At 49.3% G+C, this 19,500-nt stretch carries 12 protein-coding genes and 2 CRISPR repeat arrays; of the genes, 5 read left to right on the top strand and 7 right to left on the bottom strand.

Annotation, left to right across the window (positions count from 1 at the left end; genetic code table 11):
• Window positions 1–33: 33 nt before the first annotated feature.
• Both MCJ35_RS02575 and MCJ35_RS02570 read right to left on the bottom strand, forming a co-directional pair.
• Window positions 34–1,392 carry an 8-oxoguanine deaminase gene (locus MCJ35_RS02575; protein WP_025483156.1) on the bottom strand — a complete coding sequence of 453 codons (1,359 nt, stop codon included), beginning with the start codon at window positions 1,390–1,392 and terminating at the stop codon, window positions 34–36.
• Between the two features lie 367 nt (window positions 1,393–1,759).
• On the bottom strand, window positions 1,760–2,353 hold the full coding sequence (locus MCJ35_RS02570) for a helix-turn-helix domain-containing protein (protein WP_240299340.1): 594 nt from the start codon (window positions 2,351–2,353) through the stop codon (window positions 1,760–1,762).
• A 181-nt stretch (window positions 2,354–2,534) separates the two neighbouring features.
• On the opposite strand from MCJ35_RS02570, the gene MCJ35_RS02565 reads away from it, so the two are divergent.
• Genes MCJ35_RS02565 through MCJ35_RS02555 form a run of 3 tightly spaced genes read left to right on the top strand, consistent with a single transcriptional unit; the run spans window position 2,535 to window position 7,035 of the window.
• Window positions 2,535–3,605 (top strand): mandelate racemase/muconate lactonizing enzyme family protein, encoded by a 1,071-nt coding sequence (locus MCJ35_RS02565; RefSeq protein ID WP_025483159.1) that lies wholly within the window; start codon window positions 2,535–2,537, stop codon window positions 3,603–3,605.
• A 50-nt stretch (window positions 3,606–3,655) separates the two neighbouring features.
• A complete protein-coding gene (locus MCJ35_RS02560; protein ID WP_008721786.1) occupies window positions 3,656–4,822 on the top strand; it encodes a DUF819 family protein in 1,167 nt (388 codons plus the stop codon).
• An 11-nt stretch (window positions 4,823–4,833) separates the two neighbouring features.
• Window positions 4,834–7,035: a CocE/NonD family hydrolase gene (locus MCJ35_RS02555; protein WP_240299339.1), complete on the top strand. Its 2,202-nt coding sequence runs from the start codon at window positions 4,834–4,836 to the stop codon at window positions 7,033–7,035.
• Between the two features lie 408 nt (window positions 7,036–7,443).
• Window positions 7,444–8,754: a CRISPR direct-repeat array (repeat unit 33 nt; unit sequence ATTTCAATCCACACAGCCCTCGCAGGCTGTGAC).
• A gap of 349 nt (window positions 8,755–9,103) precedes the next feature.
• Here MCJ35_RS02555 and MCJ35_RS02550 read toward each other — a convergent pair.
• The 5 genes from MCJ35_RS02550 to MCJ35_RS02530 form a co-directional block, all read right to left on the bottom strand.
• Window positions 9,104–10,099, bottom strand: coding sequence for an MBL fold metallo-hydrolase (locus tag MCJ35_RS02550; protein WP_025483162.1), 996 nt, complete (start codon window positions 10,097–10,099; stop codon window positions 9,104–9,106).
• Window positions 10,096–12,075, bottom strand: coding sequence for an alpha-amylase family protein (locus tag MCJ35_RS02545; RefSeq protein ID WP_025483164.1), 1,980 nt, complete (start codon window positions 12,073–12,075; stop codon window positions 10,096–10,098). The genes MCJ35_RS02550 and MCJ35_RS02545 overlap by 4 nt, the downstream gene beginning before the upstream one ends.
• Window positions 12,076–12,146: 71 nt before the next feature.
• A complete protein-coding gene (locus MCJ35_RS02540; protein WP_025483165.1) occupies window positions 12,147–12,980 on the bottom strand; it encodes a carbohydrate ABC transporter permease in 834 nt (277 codons plus the stop codon).
• A gap of 14 nt (window positions 12,981–12,994) precedes the next feature.
• Window positions 12,995–13,867, bottom strand: a complete 873-nt coding sequence (locus tag MCJ35_RS02535; RefSeq protein WP_025483166.1) for a carbohydrate ABC transporter permease — start codon at window positions 13,865–13,867, stop codon at window positions 12,995–12,997.
• Window positions 13,868–13,936: 69 nt separating this feature from the next.
• The gene (locus MCJ35_RS02530) at window positions 13,937–15,304 is read right to left on the bottom strand and encodes an ABC transporter substrate-binding protein (protein WP_025483167.1); all 1,368 of its coding nucleotides are present in this window, start codon (window positions 15,302–15,304) and stop codon (window positions 13,937–13,939) included.
• Between the two features lie 289 nt (window positions 15,305–15,593).
• Between MCJ35_RS02530 and MCJ35_RS31795 the strand changes: the two genes are divergently transcribed.
• Complete coding sequence (locus MCJ35_RS31795; RefSeq protein WP_353656098.1) at window positions 15,594–17,060, top strand: response regulator transcription factor; 1,467 nt, start codon at window positions 15,594–15,596, stop codon at window positions 17,058–17,060.
• Window positions 17,050–18,831 (top strand): sensor histidine kinase, encoded by a 1,782-nt coding sequence (locus MCJ35_RS02520; RefSeq protein ID WP_025483169.1) that lies wholly within the window; start codon window positions 17,050–17,052, stop codon window positions 18,829–18,831. The genes MCJ35_RS31795 and MCJ35_RS02520 overlap by 11 nt, the downstream gene beginning before the upstream one ends.
• Window positions 18,832–19,015: 184 nt before the next feature.
• Window positions 19,016–19,319: a CRISPR direct-repeat array (repeat unit 33 nt; unit sequence ATTTCAATCCACACAGCCCTCGCAGGCTGTGAC).
• Window positions 19,320–19,500 lie beyond the last annotated feature (181 nt).

The following is a 19,500-nucleotide window of genomic DNA, read 5'->3' as shown; positions in this document are numbered from 1 at the left end:
CCCGGCCGCTCTGTTCTGGCGGTTGGGAAATCCTTACCGATTGATATATTCCCTTACAACTGCATTGGCTTTCTCCACAATCCTGTCCTCATCCACACAGGCCAGCCGTCCATCCCTGACCACGATCTGGCCGTCCACCACCGTGTAATCCACGCTGCCCTTAAGGCCAACGGTTGAAAGCACGGACGCCGGGTCAAACTGGGCGCCCACCATCTCGATGCGCTCCATATCCACCAGGAAAAAGTCAGCGGCCATTCCCACTGCAATCTGTCCCAGTTCATCCCGTCCAAGAATCCTGGCGCTCCCCCTGGTTGCCATCTTAAGGATCTCATAGCCAGAAGGCGCCTTCTGGCTCCAGGTTAAGCGGTGCAGCAGATAAGCCACACGCATCTCTTCCAGCAGGTTGGAACCGTCATTGCTGGCGGAACCGTCCACGGCCAGTCCCGTGGGAACCCCCAGTTCCAGCATCCTTGGAATGGATGCAACGCCGGATGACAGCTTCATGTTAGAAACCGGGCAATGGGCAACCCCGGTTCCCGTGCCGGCAAGGAGCTTTAACTCCTCGTCATTAAAATGGATTCCATGGGCATACCATACATCCGGCCCAATCCAGCCAAGGCTCTCCATATAAGCCAATGGCCGCATCCCGAAATGGGACAGTGTAAACTGCTCTTCATCCTTTGTCTCCGCCAGATGGGTGTGGAGCCGTACCTTAAGCTTCCTTGCCAGTACAGCGGACTCCCTAAGAAGTTCGCCAGTCACACTGAAGGGTGAACAGGGGGCAAGGGCCACCTGGTGCATGGAATACCGGCTGCTGTCATGGTACTTTTTCACTGCTTCTTCCGAATCCTTTAATATCTCATCCACGGTCTGGACCACGGTGTCCGGAGGCAGCCCGCCGTCCTTCACGCTCAGGTCCATGCTTCCCCTGGTGGCGTGAAAACGCATGCCAAGGGCGTCAGCCGCCCCAAACTGGGCGTCCAGAAGAGACATTCCCGTGTCCTTCGGGAACACATAGTGATGGTCCAGACAGGTAGTGCACCCGGTCTTTAACAGTTCACCCATTCCTGTAAGCGAACTGTAATAAACCACGTCCTCATCCACGTGTTTCCAAATCTCATATAAAGTTTTCAGCCATGGAAATAATTCCATGTTCTGTACCTGCGGTAAATTGCGGCTGAAGGTCTGATATAAATGATGGTGTGTATTGATAAGACCTGGATACATCACCATATTAGATGCGTCAATCACATCCTCTGCTGTTTCTTCCACCGGGCCGATTGCCTCAATCACTCCGTCCCGGATGAACACATCCACTCCGTCAAGCAGTCTGTCATTTGCGTCACATGTCACAAGATGCTTAACGTTTTTTACTAACAGGGTTCCTCTCATACTTACCTCCTGATGTAAATTCCTAAACAATCTTTGCTTCATAGACTATATGACTGGTATACTGCCGGCGGCACGGGTGTCCACGATGCACCCTCATACTCATGACGGTATATATGATACCGCCGGCGCAGCCCGGCGTTCATACGCCTGGCAGGCACCGTACTATGTCAAACAACGTAGTACTCGTATGCCGCGTGGTCCCAGCTATGTTTTAAACAGCTATATAGATATGATTTTTCAAAGAACAATAGATACTTTAACAATATAACAACGATTGGCCTGAAAATCAATGTTAATATTATCACATATTGATGCAATTTTTTTGTACAATACTAACAATTTTTGTTCTACGGATTATGGATTTCCCCTATCCTGGAAAATGCAGGGTTCCCCACACAGGAGGCGTGATGGTGGAAAGCACCTCCACATAATCCGCGGTGTCATTGATGCACGTATGGGGTAAATCTTCCTCAATGATGGTTGTATCGCCTTCATTGAGCACAATGGTCACATCCCCTGCCACAACGGTCAGGGTTCCTTTCAGCACAAGGAGGGTTTCCTCGCTGTGATGGACAATGGGGATTTCCGTGTCCCTGGAACATGGCTCAAGGATGGCCCTTATCATCAGCGTTTTAGGCGAAAAATTCGGTGAAGGAAGCGGCGTCAGGAATTCATATTCCACGCTGCTTTTTTTTATGCGCGCAGACAGCCTTTCCTCCCTGCGTATGGTCAGGTTATGTGCATTCTTATGGTCATCCATCAGTACATAGACAGGGACATCAAACTCCCTGGCGATTTTACGCAGGGATGACAGGGACGGCTCCGCCTCCTCCCGTTCCACCTGGGAAATGTATCCGATGGACAGTCCTGTGCGTTCTGACAGCTCCTTAATGGTAAGTTTCTTATTTTTACGGTATTCTCTGATATTCGTACCCAGCATATCCGGCTCCTTTTTTCTCATTACCCCCTATTTTAACGGTTTCCCCGCACTTGTGCAAGAATATTCATGGCAGTTTTTGATATTTTATGTATGATTTGGCGTATTTCAACCGGAAACAGTTGACCCATATTTCAACCTATAGTAAAATTATAGGAAAATATTTCAGTTTTTTATGATATAACCATAATTCAGGAGGATAAAGATGAAGATTACAGATATGAAAATCGAAAAAGTACAGATTCCGTTAAAAGAACCTGTGAAGGTAGCATTTGCAACGGTCAGCTATTTGGAAAGCGTGCTGGTCCAGGTAACCGTGGACCAGGGACTGGTGGGATACGGCGAGGCCTCCCCGTTTGCCCCGGTCACCGGTGAGACCGTGGACGGCGTCATTGCCGTGCTGGAACTGTTCAGGCAAGGACTGATGGGAATGAACCCCATGGATATCGAGGCCGTACACGCAATGATGGATGGCCTGATTGTTGGAAATGGCGCTGCAAAATGCGCCGTGGACCTGGCCATGTACGATTTGATGGGAAAAGCCCTGGGACAGCCGGTATACAAACTCCTGGGCGGTTACAGCAATGTAATACAGAACGACATCACCATCGGCATCAGCACGCCGGAATCCATGGCGGCCGAGGCCCGCAGGCTGGTAACGGAGGATGGCTGGCATATACTTAAAATAAAGGCCGGCATTGACTATAAAGAGGATATCCGCACCATGAAGCTGATCCGGAAGGCAGTTGGCATGGATGTCCGCCTGCGGGTGGATGCCAATCAGGGCTACAGCGTATCCGATGCGGTCTGCGCCCTTGAAGGATTTAAGGAATACGGGATAGAGGCAGTGGAACAGTGCCTGCCCCACTGGGATATGGAAGGTTCGGCATTCATCCGCAGGAAGGTCAATGGGATCCAAATCATGCTGGATGAATCCATCCATGAGCCTGTGGACGCTGCCAGGGCCTGCCGCCTTCAGGCCGCCGACATACTCAACATCAAGCTGATGAAATGCGGAGGCCTGTATCCGGCTGCCAAGATTAATGCCATTGCCGAGGCAAACGGGGTCACCTGCATGGTGGGCTGCATGCTTGAGACAAAACTGGCAATCACCGCCGGGCTGAGCCTGGTGGCCGCCAAGAAGAACGTGACCGAAGCGGACTGTGACAGTTTCCTGTACTACAGCGCAAACCCGGTGGAAGGCGGCTTTGTCCGGGATAAGGATACCTTCACACTGTTTGACAAGCCTGGATTTGGCGTAACCCTTAACCTGTAGGATCCGGGAAATGAAATGCCGGTATAACAAATAACGAAAGAGGTACGATTATGCAATTCCCCATGTTCCAGACAACCGATGAATTATTAACAGTAATCTTAGTAATGGTGGCATTTTCCCTGTGGGTACAGCGGTTCAGGGTATTCAAATATGTGGGTCCGGCTTTAACGGTCATCCTCATTGGCCTGACGCTGGTCAACCTCCGCATTGTGCCTGGCTATCAGGACGTGTACGGTGTGGTGATTACATACTGTGTCCCCATGTCCATTTCCATCTATCTTCTGAATATCAACCTCAAGGAACTGGCAAAGCTTTCAGGCAAGGCCCTGGTGGCCCTGGTATGCGCCGTCTTCAGCGTCTGCCTGGTAGCCACGGCCTTTGGCGCTGTATTTGGCAGCAAGATGTTTGAGGGCTGGAAAATCGCCGGCATGTTCGTGGGAACCTATACAGGCGGCAGTGCCAATCTCACCGCCATCGCAGTGGGCCTTAATGCTGCCAATGAAACCATTGCCGCCGCCAACGCAGCGGATTATGTCATCGGCATGCCCACCCTGTTCCTGATGTTCGCGGCCCCAGCCCTGTTCCAGAACATAAAATTCCTGAAAAAATTCTGGCCCTACCACCTGACGGACGAGGAGCGCATTGGCGACAATGAAGAACCTATACTGATGGCCGAGCAGAAATGGAGCATCCAGGATATTGCGTGTCTTCTGGCTGTCTCGGTTACCGTTGTCACCATTTCCACCAGGCTGGCATCCTTCCTGCCGTCTGACTTTGCCAGCGCGGGCAGGATTCTCCTGATATCCACCCTCTCCATTGCAGCCGCACAGATTCCGGCTGTGGGGAGGCTGAGAGGGAACCTGAACCTTGGCCTGTTCTTTGGCCTTATGTATCTGTCCATCATCGGTTTCAGCGTGGACCTGGCCTCCTTCTTCGGTTCCACCATAACCATTACCCTCTTCTGCTTCTGCGTCATTGTGGGAAGCATCGGGCTTCACCTGTTCCTTTCCAGGATGTTCAAGGTCCCATATGAGTATGTCATCCTTGGCATTACCGGAGCCATTGCAGACGGTACCACCGCATCCCTGGTGGCATCCAGCGCCAGATGGAACCGTCTGGTCAGCGTGGGGCTGCTCATGGGGGTTCTCGGCGGCGTCTGCGGAAACTATGTAGGTATCATGGTTGCTTATCTGATCCGGTTCATCATCGGCGCGTAAGGAGTGTGCATATGGAGCAATGGAATTTTTATCTGTCCGGAATACTATACGGAGTATTGGAAAATAGAAACGGCCGCGTCTATCACAGGCCGCTGGATGTATATACAGGCCGGCTGGATGACTGGCAGGAGCTTGAAAGCGGGAACAACTGGTACAGGGAACTGGGGAAGATGGATGTGCGGGAAGCGCTTCTTGGGCTGAAGGACTATGAGGCCGGGGTGCGGGGGTGCGCAGATGGGGCGGACGACTGCATGGATGGGACAGCTTCCTGTACGGCCAGGGCGGCTTCCTGTACGGCCGGGCCATCTTCCTATAAACGGTTCATAACCCCCCGGGGTGAAATATTTGAAAAAAAAGATAAAGATGCATATGTACAACGTAATATAAAATTCCCCAAGGACCTGATACTTGAATCCGGGACTATCGCAGCATTCGTCACCCCCTACCGTGACCAATGCGCAGTCCTGGTAAGGGACGGGCTTGAGGACAGGACAATCCTTAAGCAATGGACAGATATAAACCGTTCTCCCCTTTATGCGGTAAAACCGCCTGTAACGGTCACGATTCCCATGCGGGACCAAGTCCGCCTGGCAGCAGACATCTATCTTCCTGCGGTCACTGTAACCGAAGAAAACAATGGGAATCAGACACCAGGAAAGGTGCCGGAAAGAATCCCGGCAGTATTAATCCGCACCCCGTACGGAAAAGGTGCCGGGGCATCCTCCTATTTCCGTTTCGTACAGCGCGGCTATGCCGTGGTGATTCAGGATGTAAGGGGGAGGGAGGACAGTGAAGGCGAATGGCTTCCCATGTACTACGAAGTGGAGGACGGCGATGATACCCTGACTTGGATCAGCGCCCAGACCTGGAGTGATGGAAATGTGGGAATGACCGGAGGCTCTTATCTTGGATATGTCCAGTGGGCCGCTGCCGCCAGCGGTAACCCACATTTAAAGGCCATGCTCAGCAGTGTCTGTGCCGGAAGCCCGTTCATCGATGTTCCAAGAAGGGGAGGCTGCTTTAACTCAGGCATGCTGGCCTGGGCCTTCATGGTTTCCGGCCAGCGCGCCAATCCATTGCTGATGGCCCGTGATGACTGGGATGAGGTCCTGGATATCCGACCCCTGGAAGAACTGGCGCCAAAAGCCCTGGGATACGATATCCCGTTCCTGAAAAAATGGTTTGAACACATGGACTATGATGAGCTGTGGCAGCGGGGGAACTGGAAGGAGCGCACCAAATCCCTCCGTGTACCGGCGCTGATTATGTCGGGATGGTTTGATGACAATGGGATGGGAACAACTGAAGCCCTGGATTTATACCATGATTACCAGGAGAAAAAGGTAATCCTTGGACCCTGGATGCACTCAGGCAATGCCAACTACGATATCCACGGCTTCGCCCTTGGAAACAACGCACTGCGCTACGATATGGACCTGATATGCCTGGCCTGGCTGGAGCATTACCTGAAGGGTGTGGAAAATGGAATTGACCGCACACCAGCCGTGGAGTATTACACAATGGGCACCAACCAGTGGAAAACCGCAAAAAACTGGCCTGTACCCGGGACAAAAGAACTGAGCCTGTATCTGGACGGCAGTCATGAGAATGCCGGGACAGGAAACAAAGGCTGCCTGTCCCCGAATGCCCCCCTTACTCCTTCCCTGGATTCCTATATCTATGACCCGAAAAATCCGACAGTCCACCTGGTTGACATGTCCGAAAACGAACTGGAGGTGCCCGGCGATTACGCTGCGGAAGAACAGCGGCCTGATATACTGTGCTATTCCACCGACATATTATCCCAGGACCTTACCATCACGGGAGATGCCTGCGCTGAGCTTTACCTTTCATCCGATTGTGTGGATACGGACCTTGTGGTACGCATCACGGACGTGGATGAGGACGGCCGTTCCATGAAGCTGGCCGATGGCGTCATCAGTGTACGATACCGCAACCAGTTTCATTTTCCTGAGTTCATGGAACCTGGAACCATTTATCCGGTCCGTATACGGACCACCAAACTGTCACATACATTTTTAAAAGGGCACCGGCTGCGGGTCACCATAACCTCCAGCGCCAGCAATTTCATCTTTCCTAACAGAAATACCAAAGATGGGTTCAACAGCGTGGAAATGCGGGTTGCACACAACTGCATCCATAGGGGTGGGGAGTATGCTTCACGGGTGGTTTTGATGCAGGAACCGGAATAGGATATTGTATCTGGGAGGAAGAGATTTTTTAAAATTGTTTTTCTTAGAAGGGTAGGATTTGTTTTTGGTTATTGTTTTATATTGGCAGGTGTAGGTGCAGAAAGGAATTAACAAGTGTTAGTCCTAACTGTTTTCCTGCGGAAAAGAATCCCTTAAGAGCTACAGCCCTTAAGGGATTTGCTTTGTGATACAATGCATATACCATCTTTTTATTGCCGATATCATGATTATGTGGAGTTCTGTATAATACTGATTTTTCTACACCGTTCACTCCTGAATATAAAAAATTTTTCATTTAAAACATCTTTCGAACAAATACGTGATTTTGCGGCCTTTGCAAGATAAAATCATCCAGCCTTCGCAGGCTGTGACAATCTGAACCAAATAAACGCATTAAAAAGGTAGATGATTTCAATCCACACAGCCCTCACAGGCTGTGACTCACTTGCTCCACATGCCATCATGACAGGTGTCACATTTCAATCCACACAACCCTCACAGACTGTGACAGTATGGTACGGAACTATGCCTCTGGTATTGTGTATTTCAATCCACACAACCCTCGCAGGCTGTGACTGCGGTGCAGGCCACACCGGCACTTGCCGAGTGCACATTTCAATCCACACAGCCCTCGCAGGCTGTGACGCTTGGAGCGCAGCATTTCGAAGGTGTTGCAGTATTTCAATCCACACAGCCCTCGCAGGCTGTGACTATGACAGCAAGTGCCTGGTCCGCATTCTGTGGAGCATTTCAATCCACACAGCCCTCGCAGGCTGTGACGGTTCTTCCTGTAATCCTCCGTCTTTTCCTTCGTATTTCAATCCACACAGCCCTCGCAGGCTGTGACGCTACAGGCTGCCGAGTCAGTGAAGTGGTTAGGATATTTCAATCCACACAGCCCTCGCAGGCTGTGACTTGCCGGGAAATGGTACTATGCGACAAAGACAGGGATTTCAATCCACACAGCCCTCGCAGGCTGTGACCAAAGAGATAGAGGCCAGGATTGCCCTACTGGAATTTCAATCCACACAGCCCTCGCAGGCTGTGACCTACACTATGTACCTCTTGTTCAAGCCAATCTGATTTCAATCCACACAGCCCTCGCAGGCTGTGACTAATCATCATATTCATTTTGTATTTCTTCCAGTATTTCAATCCACACAGCCCTCGCAGGCTGTGACAACCAGTCCTGCCGACCTCATGGCCTTCAGGTGATGATTTCAATCCACACAGCCCTCGCAGGCTGTGACTTTTGCCAACCTCCTCTTGTGATTCCCCATCGATATTTCAATCCACACAGCCCTCGCAGGCTGTGACGACGATATACCGTCCATAAAATCAGCCCATACAATTTCAATCCACACAGCCCTCGCAGGCTGTGACCGGTACGCATAGACAGCAAGGAACATGAACACACAATTTCAATCCACACAGCCCTCGCAGGCTGTGACTGCAGCCAGGGATGATGATAGAAAGAAGGGATATATTTCAATCCACACAGCCCTCGCAGGCTGTGACGGAATCCGTATAAACTCATTATGATATTTGGCAAAATTTCAATCCACACAGCCCTCGCAGGCTGTGACCAGGATGGGCTGGTTCAGAATCCAGCCAAGTAATATTTCAATCCACACAGCCCTCGCAGGCTGTGACTTTTGTATTGTGTATTGTTCAAATTTGATGGGGATTTCAATCCACACAGCCCTCGCAGGCTGTGACAGCAATTATGCTCAACAAAAACCTCATACCAACAAACATTATTACATATAATTCATAAAGTCCATTTCCAAATTCTCATGAAAATAAAGAACGCCTCAATTTCCACCCTACTATGCCGGGTGCGAATCCCCCAGTAATTTTATGTTCACTTAGGATTCGCACCATCATTTGCTTTCTAACATTTATATATCTTCTTCATTGACTCCAAAATACCAAAATTTCCCATTTCCCCTGAGAATAAATCTATTTCCATACAATATTATACAAGGTTTTTCCACAAAAGAAAAGTCCAACACTGACTCATACACGACATATGCATAATCCAGTCTACATATGCCTGTCATATGCTTTATATAAACAAAGTCCCATCCGGATCTAACCGATGAAACGCTTCTTTTAGCCCCATTAACAGTCTTTCATCCAGCTGTTCCGGGAGAAGAAGCTCAGCCCGTGGGAATATTCTGCCTATCCCGGAATCATACTTTGTCCCATCCGTAAATATGACAGCCCCCACATCCTTGCCCTTCAGGCCGCTTCGGTTGTAAAGCAGTTCCTCCAGCCCCTCCGCATCCCCTAAGGGATTGATAACCATATTCTTTCCCCCATCCTGAATCAGGCAGGTGCAGCCCTGACTGCCCGGCAGGTTCAGTCTTCTCCATGACAAATGCATTTCCTTCATCCCGGGCCGGTGTTCCGAAACCACAAATGCATCCCCATGTCCCGGTATTATGATATCAGCATCCCTGGCCGCCTTCCTGATGCTTCTGCGCGTCTCATCCAGGTCTTCATTGAACCAGTATCCATCCAGATTCTCAAAATATTCCGGCCCCATGATAGTATCACCCGCCACAAGGACGGATCTGCCACGGCTTTTGAATATCAAGCCAGTCAAACCAGGAGTATGTCCCGGAAGAGGGTAAAGCCGGACACCCTCTGTCAGCTGGCCGGGAGCCGGACGGAACCTGTCAATCTCCCCTTCCACTAACGATGCCAGGCTGTCATCCCCCGCCGCTTTTTCCCTGGCTGACTCCATGTCCCGGATACTGGCCTGTGACATGTAGCACACCGCATTTTCATACATCCCCATATCCACCCTGTGATCCCCATGGTAATGGGTTGCAAACACAATATCCACATCCCCGGGTTCCAGCCCGCAGTATTGTTTCAGCTTTGCCTTCATTTCCTCAAAGGGCTGTGAGGGGTCTGCGAGGATTACGGTATCCCCATCCCGGATAACGGTTGTAGTGGCCAGGACAGGATGGTAAGCCTGGCTGTCACTTTCACCCCAGTACTTATTCCTTGACAAATGCCCGATTGTCAGTTGTTTCCACTCTATTCCACTCATCTGTCCTTGCCCTCCTGTCCAAATTCTATCAGATACGCCCGATATGTACCAATAGATGAAATAACCAGCTTATCCGTACCCTCCTGGAGAACAGCTCCTTCCTGACCCAGTTCCCATATGCGGTCCGGAATCCTACCCGTCCACCCAAACCCAGCCTGCTGGCTAATGGGTTCCCAAACCGTGGTACCATTAAATCCACTCAGGTTAATCATCTGCAGGAGATACTGTCCCTTTCCGCACGGACCATAAAATACCTCCAGGCTTTTATGCGCGGTGACAATGAAATCATCCTCCAGGCACCCCATATTGCGGATTATGTCCAGTATGATATCCTTAAATGCTTCATATCCATGCTGATAGTAAAGGGTTCCTGGCTGCCATGGAAGATAAATATTCTTTTCTTTATAGATGGTACCACCCGGAATCTCCGTGACCTCATGTCCAAAACACCGTTCCGGAGGGCCGTACATGGCAGCGGACACGTAGGGGAGTATGGCATTTCCCTCTCCCTGCATCCGGTAAAATTCCCTGTCCATATAAATCCAGTCCTGTTCCTGAAATGATTGGAACATGTCTTTGGGCTGGGTCAGGATATAACTTCCTCTCACTGGTTCCACCTTTTCCGCCAGCGCCTGCCCAAACAGTTCCTTAAGAAGCGTCCCATTGTGTCTGAAACTGCATCCTGTGGCCAGAATCACTGCGTCTGACGATTTCAGGGCCTGGGCAAAATTCCGGCTGTCCACATCCTCAATTCCCGGGAGAATGATGAGTTTATATTGTTCCAGGTGTTCAGCCGCCATGTCCAGGCCATCCTGCATGATTACATCAAACTGGATATGGGCCTCCTTCAGCATCCGGAACACGCCCCGGTACTCCGAAGAAAACTGCGTTTCATACGGCGGATTGGGCTGTACCAGCAGTACCCCTGCATCAGAACGCAGATTATCAAAATAAGCCTGATACCGCTTCTGGAACCGGAATACCTCCTTCACACCGTCATAATTCTTCCTGTCAGGATAATCCTCAAATGCCCCGATGATACACCAGTCCAGATTGGAACCATTTGCCATATTCTGATACAGCCTTATCTGGTTCAGGAACGGTGATACCCCCATGAAACGGTACGGTATATCCACTGCGTTGATGGCACAGTTGCTGGATACCTTTCCAGGAAATGTCCCCTCCACCGACGCCGTATTGTCAGAAGCGGAATAAATCCAGAAAGGGTATGGACGGTCCAGCGCCGAGTTGGACTCCGTTCTTACGATATCCACACAATGCCCGCTGTACGTACTCAGCGCAATCTCCGGATTGACCGAATCAATGGTCCTGCGGATTTTCTCCAGGATATCCCTGACCGTATACTCTTTGAATTCCCTATATCTGCGGTATATGGGGTCATCCTCGTTTTCTTCTGTTGGAAGCATTTCCCCGTACATCCCTAAAAACCGTCTTTTGCAGTTTTCACACTGGCAGATGCCCACATACCGGTTGTCATAATCCCTCGTCTGATAGCCGAACATGTTAAAGAAAATACCGTCCACCGGATATTTCCCCAATATTTCTTTTATGATTTCCAGGGCCTCGACCTGCTGGTATCCACCGTTTATGCAGGCAGCCACCGTATCGTTAAAACAGATGGCAGAACCATCCGCCCGCCTGGACAGCCATTCCGGATGGATGTCTCCAAGGCTTTCATGGACCTTGCTCACATCGAACCTGGCAATCACCTTTATGCCGTTATCGTGGCACCGTTCTACCAGTGTCCCGAACATATCATTTTTAAGATACGGACTTGGGACCTGGCAGTCCAGCCCGGATGGTGAAAATGCACTGATTCCCCCGCATCCGATCTGTACCACATCCGCGCCGAATTCCTTCAATTTTTTTATCTCCATGTCAATGTCCAGGTCCGCATCAATATCCCTTAGATTATTTTGAATCATACGGAACCTGTGTTCCATCCACCATTTCATATAATCCCCTTCCTTTCGCCATCTGCAATATCCCCGCTATGCCATGTTTCCACTTCCAGGCTGCTGTTCCTTCACCCTTTCACGGCCCCTGCCACCATTCCGTCCACAATTTTTCTCTGTAAGAAGATATACACCACGATGATGGGTACCACCGCCACCATGACCGCGGCGCACTGCAGGCCGTAATCCACAAAGAATTCCCCCTTTGCGGAAGCTAAGAGCATGGGAAGGGTATGGAATTTGTTGTTGGACAGCAGCACCATTGCATATGCGTATTCATTCCATATGCTGACAAATGACAGGATAATGACCGTCACAATACCATTCTGGCTCATGGGCATAATGATTTTGGTGAGTACCTGGAAGGAATTACACCCGTCGATAATGGCTGACTCGGCAATCTCCCCGGGGAGCGACTGCATGAATCCCACCATGAGAAAAACCGCCATGGGAATCTCAAACGCAGCGTAACACAGGGTGATGGGATACTTGTGGTTTAAGAATCCAAAGGTGTTGAAATTCTGGAACGTGGTAATGAGAATGGCCAGCCTGGGAATGATGATTCCGATGACAAACAGGTTCTGAAGCCACCTGGACATCCTGAACCGGTACTGGGACAGCAGGAACGCAGCCGGGATGACACAAATCAGCATGATGAGCAGTGTTGCCACGGTCAGGGAAAAGGAATTCCAGTAAGCTCCCAGTATATTTTCCTTCAGTATGTTCACATAATTGACAAGATAGGTAAAACTTTCCGGCAACAGGACGGTTGCGGAAAAAATCTGGTCATTCGTCCTGAATGAATTGGTAAATGTCCAGAAAAGCGGAAAAACCGTCACCAGGGCATAGGCGGACAGGAGTACATATTTCACAGCCGCGGATATCTTCACCTTTTTTCTCTTCATATTTTCTCCCCCATCTAATCATTCAGACGGGCAAAGCCCGCCCTGACTGCCGTAACAAAGATACCGCTGAGCACACAGATAACCACCGCAACGGCCGTCCCCATACCATACTGCATGCCCGCAAAAGCCTTGCTATACATCATGGTAGCCGGAACCTGGGTGGAATTCACCGGTCCGCCCCCTGTGAGCATATAAATATAATCGAAGTTCTTGAATGAGTTGGATACGCTAAGTACCACACAGATCTGGATAATAGGAAGCATCAATGGAACGGTAATCCTCCAGAACAGGTTCCATGGGCCTGCGCCGTCAATCTGCGCTGCCTCATACAGCTCCTCCGGGATGGACTGCAGCCCGGAAAACATAATCATTATGAAAAGACCCATGGCCTGCCATATAGGCACCGCAATCGTGGCATAAAATGCTACCGACCGGTCCCCCAGCCATACATGCTTTAAACCGTCCAGCCCCACTGCACCCAGAAATGCGTTTATCAGTCCTATATCCTTATCATACATAACCGTAAACATGACGCAGACCGCCGCAGAGCTTATGACCACCGGAATGAAATAGGCTGAGCGGAAAAAGGAATTGCACTTTGCCTTTCCTCTCAGTAAGAATGCCAGGCCCAGACCGATACCGGACTGCAGTATGCCCGCCAGGACGGCCCACTTAATGACCCTCAGGACACTTTCCTGAAATACACGTTCATTCAACAGTATTTTAAAATTCCTAATGCCGTTAAAAACAGGTTCAAAAATGCCGTCCCATTCAAAAAAACTATAGTACAGCGTCTGTACAAACGGATAGATAAAAAATACAGAGTAAATCAGCATCGCAGGCAGAAGATACAATGACAGCCCCTTCTTGAATTTTAATATCCCCATCCGGAATCCCCCTTTCTAAAGCGTGTTCCCTGCAGGATTCCTGCAGGGAACACAGCACCGGCCAACAGCCTATTCCTCATAGAACAGTTCTTCACATTTCTGTGCAAATTCCTCTCCGGTGATATCTCCCAGCCACAGTTCCGTATAAAAGCTGTAGAACGAATCACGCTTGTTGGCATCACCGTAGCTCAAGAACCAGAGAATCTGTTCTGCATCATCGGCCAGTTCCTTTGCTTCCAGAAATACCCGGTCAGCCTCCGTATCCCCTATTTCCAGATTGTTAATCGGCTCTAAGGAACCGGTCTGCGCGAACAGTTTTCCCGCAACCTCAGGACTTGTATATCTTTCAAAAAACTTTGTGAGTATTTCTTTTTTAAGCGGGTCATCCCATGCTTTCGTGCTGACATAGAATACACTGGTAAGGCTCTTATCCTGTATATGTCCCGTGTCCCCTTCCGCCCCCGGTATCTCAGGAAACCGCAGGGCTACCATTTTCTCCTTAATCTCATCCGACAGTTGAGGCATGGAATAGGAACCGTTGATAAAATAGCAGGCCTGCCCGGAGTTGATGTATTTGGAGGTGGCCTGGGAATCATCCAGTGTCATGCTGTCCACCGCGCAGTTTCCGCTTACAAGCTGTGCCAGGCTCTCAGATGCCTTTACAGCCTCCTCTGATGTAAAATGCGCCTTTCCGCCAAACAGGTTCAGTGTTCCGTTTTCGCCGTACATGGTTGTGTACCTTGATAAGATATATCCCAGCGGACGCTCCCAGGCGCTGGCATATGCCTTGGTGGACACGCCCCATGGAATATAGCCGTTTTCTTTCAGGACATCCATGGAATTCAATAGTTCGTCCCACGTTTCCGGTACCGGCAGGCCACAGTCATCCAGAATCTCCTTATTGGCCAGGAACATGATAAATGAGTATTCCATAGGCACCGCATAGAACTTGCCATCAACGGTGCATGTTTTCATTGCATGGTCCGCAAACCGGTCCCTAAATGCTTCCATCCCCAAAAGCTCCGACAGATCTGCAAAGGCTCCCTTTTCAATATATTTCGGACAGCCGTGGGTAGTGGAATCAGGCCGCCAGTACTGCACCAGGTCCGCCACATTATCCGTGGATACATCCATGGCCATCTTGGACACGTAACTGTCCTGGGCCGTCTCCTCTACCTGCAGCTCCACATTGGGATAATCTTTCAGGACGTCATTCATGACCTCTTCCACAATCCCTTTAGACCCTAATGTCATGTTCATGCTCAGCCGCAGCACCACCTTTTCAGTAGATGAACCGGCCCCCTGGCTGCCCTGGGCCGTACTCCCCTGTTCCGTACTTCCCCCTGTCACTGTCTCCTGTCCGGCGCCACACCCGGTAAGGCATCCCATGGTCATGGAAGCGGCTGCCAGTAAGCTGATGATTTGTTTTCCTTTCATTGATCCTTCCCCCTTCATTGTTTTCTCTATGCTAAAAGAATACTTTTTTTCCGGCATTGGGACAATGGAATTTTTTTGGAAACACAGGTCATTTTATTGGCATTTCGCACATAAAACCCCCTCACCTATAGCTGTATATTGACACATTTTCACTAAAATCCTATAATGACATTGTTAAAATACATTGCAGGAGGATTGATATATGCTGAAAGTACTGTTAGCCGATGACGAATACCTGGTACGTATCATGTTGAAAAACTGTGTGGACTAGAACGGATTAGGCTTTGAGATTATAGGTGAGGTGGATACAGGTGACCAGATACTGCCAGCATGTCAGACAATGCTGCCCGACCTGCTGCTCTTAGATATCAATATGCCTATTGTCAGCGGATTGGACGCCCTGGAACAGCTGCGCGCCCATAACCTGTCAGTCCATGTCATCATCATCTCCGGTTACAGTGAATTTGAATATGCCAAACGCGGCATCCGGCACGGCGCGTTTGACTACCTGCTTAAACCTATTGATTCAAAGGAACTGACCGAATGTCTGTCCAAAGCGCACCGTCAGATTCTGGAAAACCAGGAAACAACCCGCTTAAAAATCCTTCCCCACCACTCGTCGTCCGAACTGGCTGATCTTTTGGACAGGCCGGAGTCCGTCCCCGACTTCTGGGATGAATCCTATATCCTGGGGAATCACGCCAGCTGCTGTGCTGTCATAGAGATTGACAACTTCTATGAAGTGTTGAAAAACCATAATCATATCGACTTTATGAAATCCCAGATTCAGTCCGCCCTGCTAAAACAGACTTCCACAAAGCCTGCCGTATTCTATAATGACTGGAACCGTCTGACCGTGATCCTGCTGGGGGAACCACATCCTTCCCATGTGTTCCGTCCGCTATGTGACGGCTCATTGCTGGATTTAAGCATATCCATCGGTTTGAGTTCCATGGGAAGCATTTATCAGGTCAAACAGCTGCTCCGGGAGGCAGAGGACGCCATCCAGCTCAAATTCATCCTGGGAAGCAGGTCTTTCATCCCTTACGATTCCCAGCTTATGAGACGCCTGTCCGAGACCCCATTTTACTTTCCCAAACAGGAAATCCTTAACGCGTTCAGGACAGGGCAATCCGGTATCCTGTCCGAGGCACTGAAGGGATACTATTGTTCCATACAGCCATCCACCAATTTCCAATTTCTCAAAGCACAGTCCTATGATGTATTTATCCAGGCTTCCTATTATCTGCAGAGCCGCGGCATTCTGTTAGAGCAGCAGTTCCTGCAGGATGCCACATCTTCATTTTCCCACCTGGAAACGGTCATGGAACTGGAAAAATGGATGTGCTCCTCCCTATCCGGCCTGATAAGCCAGATGCCGGACAGCCAGAACGCCAATGGGCCCATCATAAACGCCTCACTCCACTATCTGCAGCAGCATATGTATGACAGCGACCTGACCCTGGAACGGATGGCAAATGAACTGCATGTCAATGCATCCTATCTGAGCCACATTTTCAAAAAAAGCCAGAACATCGGTCTGAACAGTTATATCCAAAAGGAACGCATGGCCTTTGCCCTGACCCTGATTAACAGCAGTCATCTGAAAATGTCAGAGATTGCCTCCATGTGCGGTTATAAGGATCCTGTTTACTTTGGGAAATGTGTCAAGAATTACTTTGGCCTCTCCTTTTCACAGCTGCGGGATTCCTGCCTTACCGAACCGGAAACGAGGTGCCCTGATCATGCAGATTAAATCACTGAAAACAAAAATCATACTTCTGTTTTTAGGCACCATTGTATCCATCTCCATCCTGACTGCAATCATACTGTTTGTAGTGTCCCTCCGTATCTTTGAGCAGCAGATGGATGATGGAATGGATGCGGTAGCGGGTACCATCAACAATAACATCGACACCCTGAATAAGGAGATTAACGGGATAGCGGTCCGTTTCTCCCTCAATTCCCCTGTCCGCATCCTGCTGACTGCATCCAACAGCCATCCCTATTCACCTCTAATAGACTCAGTGGATATTCATGACATCGCCGATGCTGTCTCCTATGCGGAGAGCGAACGCCTCACCAAAAACCATGTGCAGGGCATCACCCTGTATGACAGACGTTACCAGGAGATTGCAACCATCGGAAGCTATGACACCAATGTCCATTACACAAAGGAATACAGGGACTATACAAGCCATATGCTGTCCCAAGCCCAGACATCCCCGCTCATCCGCATGTATACCGGTATTGAAGGCATCCCCTCACAGCCAGTACTGGAGGTTTATACACCCCTATTTGATTTAAACACCCTGTCACCCATTGGATACCTGCGCCTTATGTATGACCCATCCGCTATCTTTAATAATTACAGCGAAAAAGATGACAGCCCAATCCTGTCCTTTCTGGCGGACAGCAGCGGGGATTTCATCTATCATCCGGGTGCGCAAGCTTACATCGGCAGCTTCGGCACATTATACGATCAGACAGGCAGCAGCAGTCTGCGTTTCAATTCCCAGCTGGAATCGGGCCGGTACCGCGTATCCAGTTACCCCTGCGCCATGCCTGACCAGCTTTTAATCATCGCATCCCCCTTTAATGGTGTTGAAAATAAGATGTTGGGCATCTATATCCAAATCATGGCCGTTGTCATTTTCTTCCTGGCTGCCCTCTTTATCCTGTTCAACCGGTCCCTGAAGCATATCCTGGAACCAGTACAGAAGCTGACGCAGATTGTCTCCTCTGCCGGGGCGGACAACGATTTTGCGGCTCCACAGCTGGAAGCCTTTGTGTCAACGCTTCCCACCAGCGATGAAGTCAGCCGTCTCAGCCACAGTTTCCATGAGATGACACGGAAAATCAATGAAAACATCTGTCAGTTGGAGTCTACCTATCTGCAGAAACAGGAATTGGAGCTGCGCCTGCTGCAATCCCAGATCAACCCGCATTTCCTCTATAATTCCATTGATTCCATATGCGGGCTGGCTTGTATTAAGTCTTATGACGAAATCTATTCCATGGCAAAAAATCTGGGTAATTTTTACAAATTGAGTTTAAAGAAAGGAAAGATATATACCGATGTGGCGTCTGAAATCCAACACGTGGAAAGTTACCTGAAAATTGAAGAAGTCCGGTGTAACCATTCCTTCCTCTATACAATCAAATGCCAGCCGGAATGCCTTACATATTCCATCATAAAAATCATCCTCCAGCCCATTGTTGAAAATGCGGTCCTGCATGGCATCCGCGGCTACCCCAAGCAAGGATACATCCATATCACCTGCACCTTGGTAAACGGATTTTTGATATTCCAGATTTTTAATAACGGTTTTCCTCTCAAACCCAGCCTGGCGGAAGCGGTAAACTCCGGTTTTGCACATGACAGTGAATCCTTCGGTTTCGGCATCAGGAACGTTTACCAAAGACTGCAATTATATTATAAGGGCGCCGCTTCCATTCACTATAACATTGACGACGGCACCCTGGTCACCATTAAAATCCCAGCGGGAGATACCTTTATAGGATGAAAATGCCTCCATCCTCCACAAGCCTGTTTCATATGCTGTGGGGAATGGAGGTGTTTTTTTAATTTGTCTTAATTGGGATGATTCTGGCTTTTTCTTGGTCTTTACAGCTTGGGATGGATTTTAATTTATATAGCCATTGCAGGCTGTGACAATTCTTGACCAGGCAAATATCAATACAAGTTTTATTTCAATCCACACAGCCCTCGCAGACTGTGACAGCATCAAAAACTTGAGGGTATAGTTGCCAAAAGATTTCAATCCACACAGCCCTCGCAGGCTGTGACTGGAGCAATCGCTACATTTATCCAAAACCTTGCCTATTTCAATCCACACAGCCCTCGCAGGCTGTGACTAAAAGGCTGCGCTGGCTGCCCTGTACATTGGTAATTTCAATCCACACAGCCCTCGCAGGCTGTGACTTCAGATGGATAATGTCGTGATTGATGGGACTCAGGATTTCAATCCACACAGCCCTCGCAGGCTGTGACCGCAATAATACCCAACATAAACAAAATTCCAACAAACATTATTATATACAATGCATAACATTCCTCTTACAACTTCTCTTTTTTTAAGAAAACCTCAATTTCCGCCCTGCCTTATTGGTGCGAATCCCCCAGGAATTTTATGTGCACTCATAATTCGCACCATCACCTGCTTCCTGACATT

Source organism: Enterocloster sp. OA13, from assembly GCF_022440595.1.
Lineage (GTDB): Bacteria > Bacillota > Clostridia > Lachnospirales > Lachnospiraceae > Enterocloster > Enterocloster hominis.
Note: the sequence above shows the minus strand (reverse complement) of the source record. Positions and strands in the feature narration are given on the sequence as shown.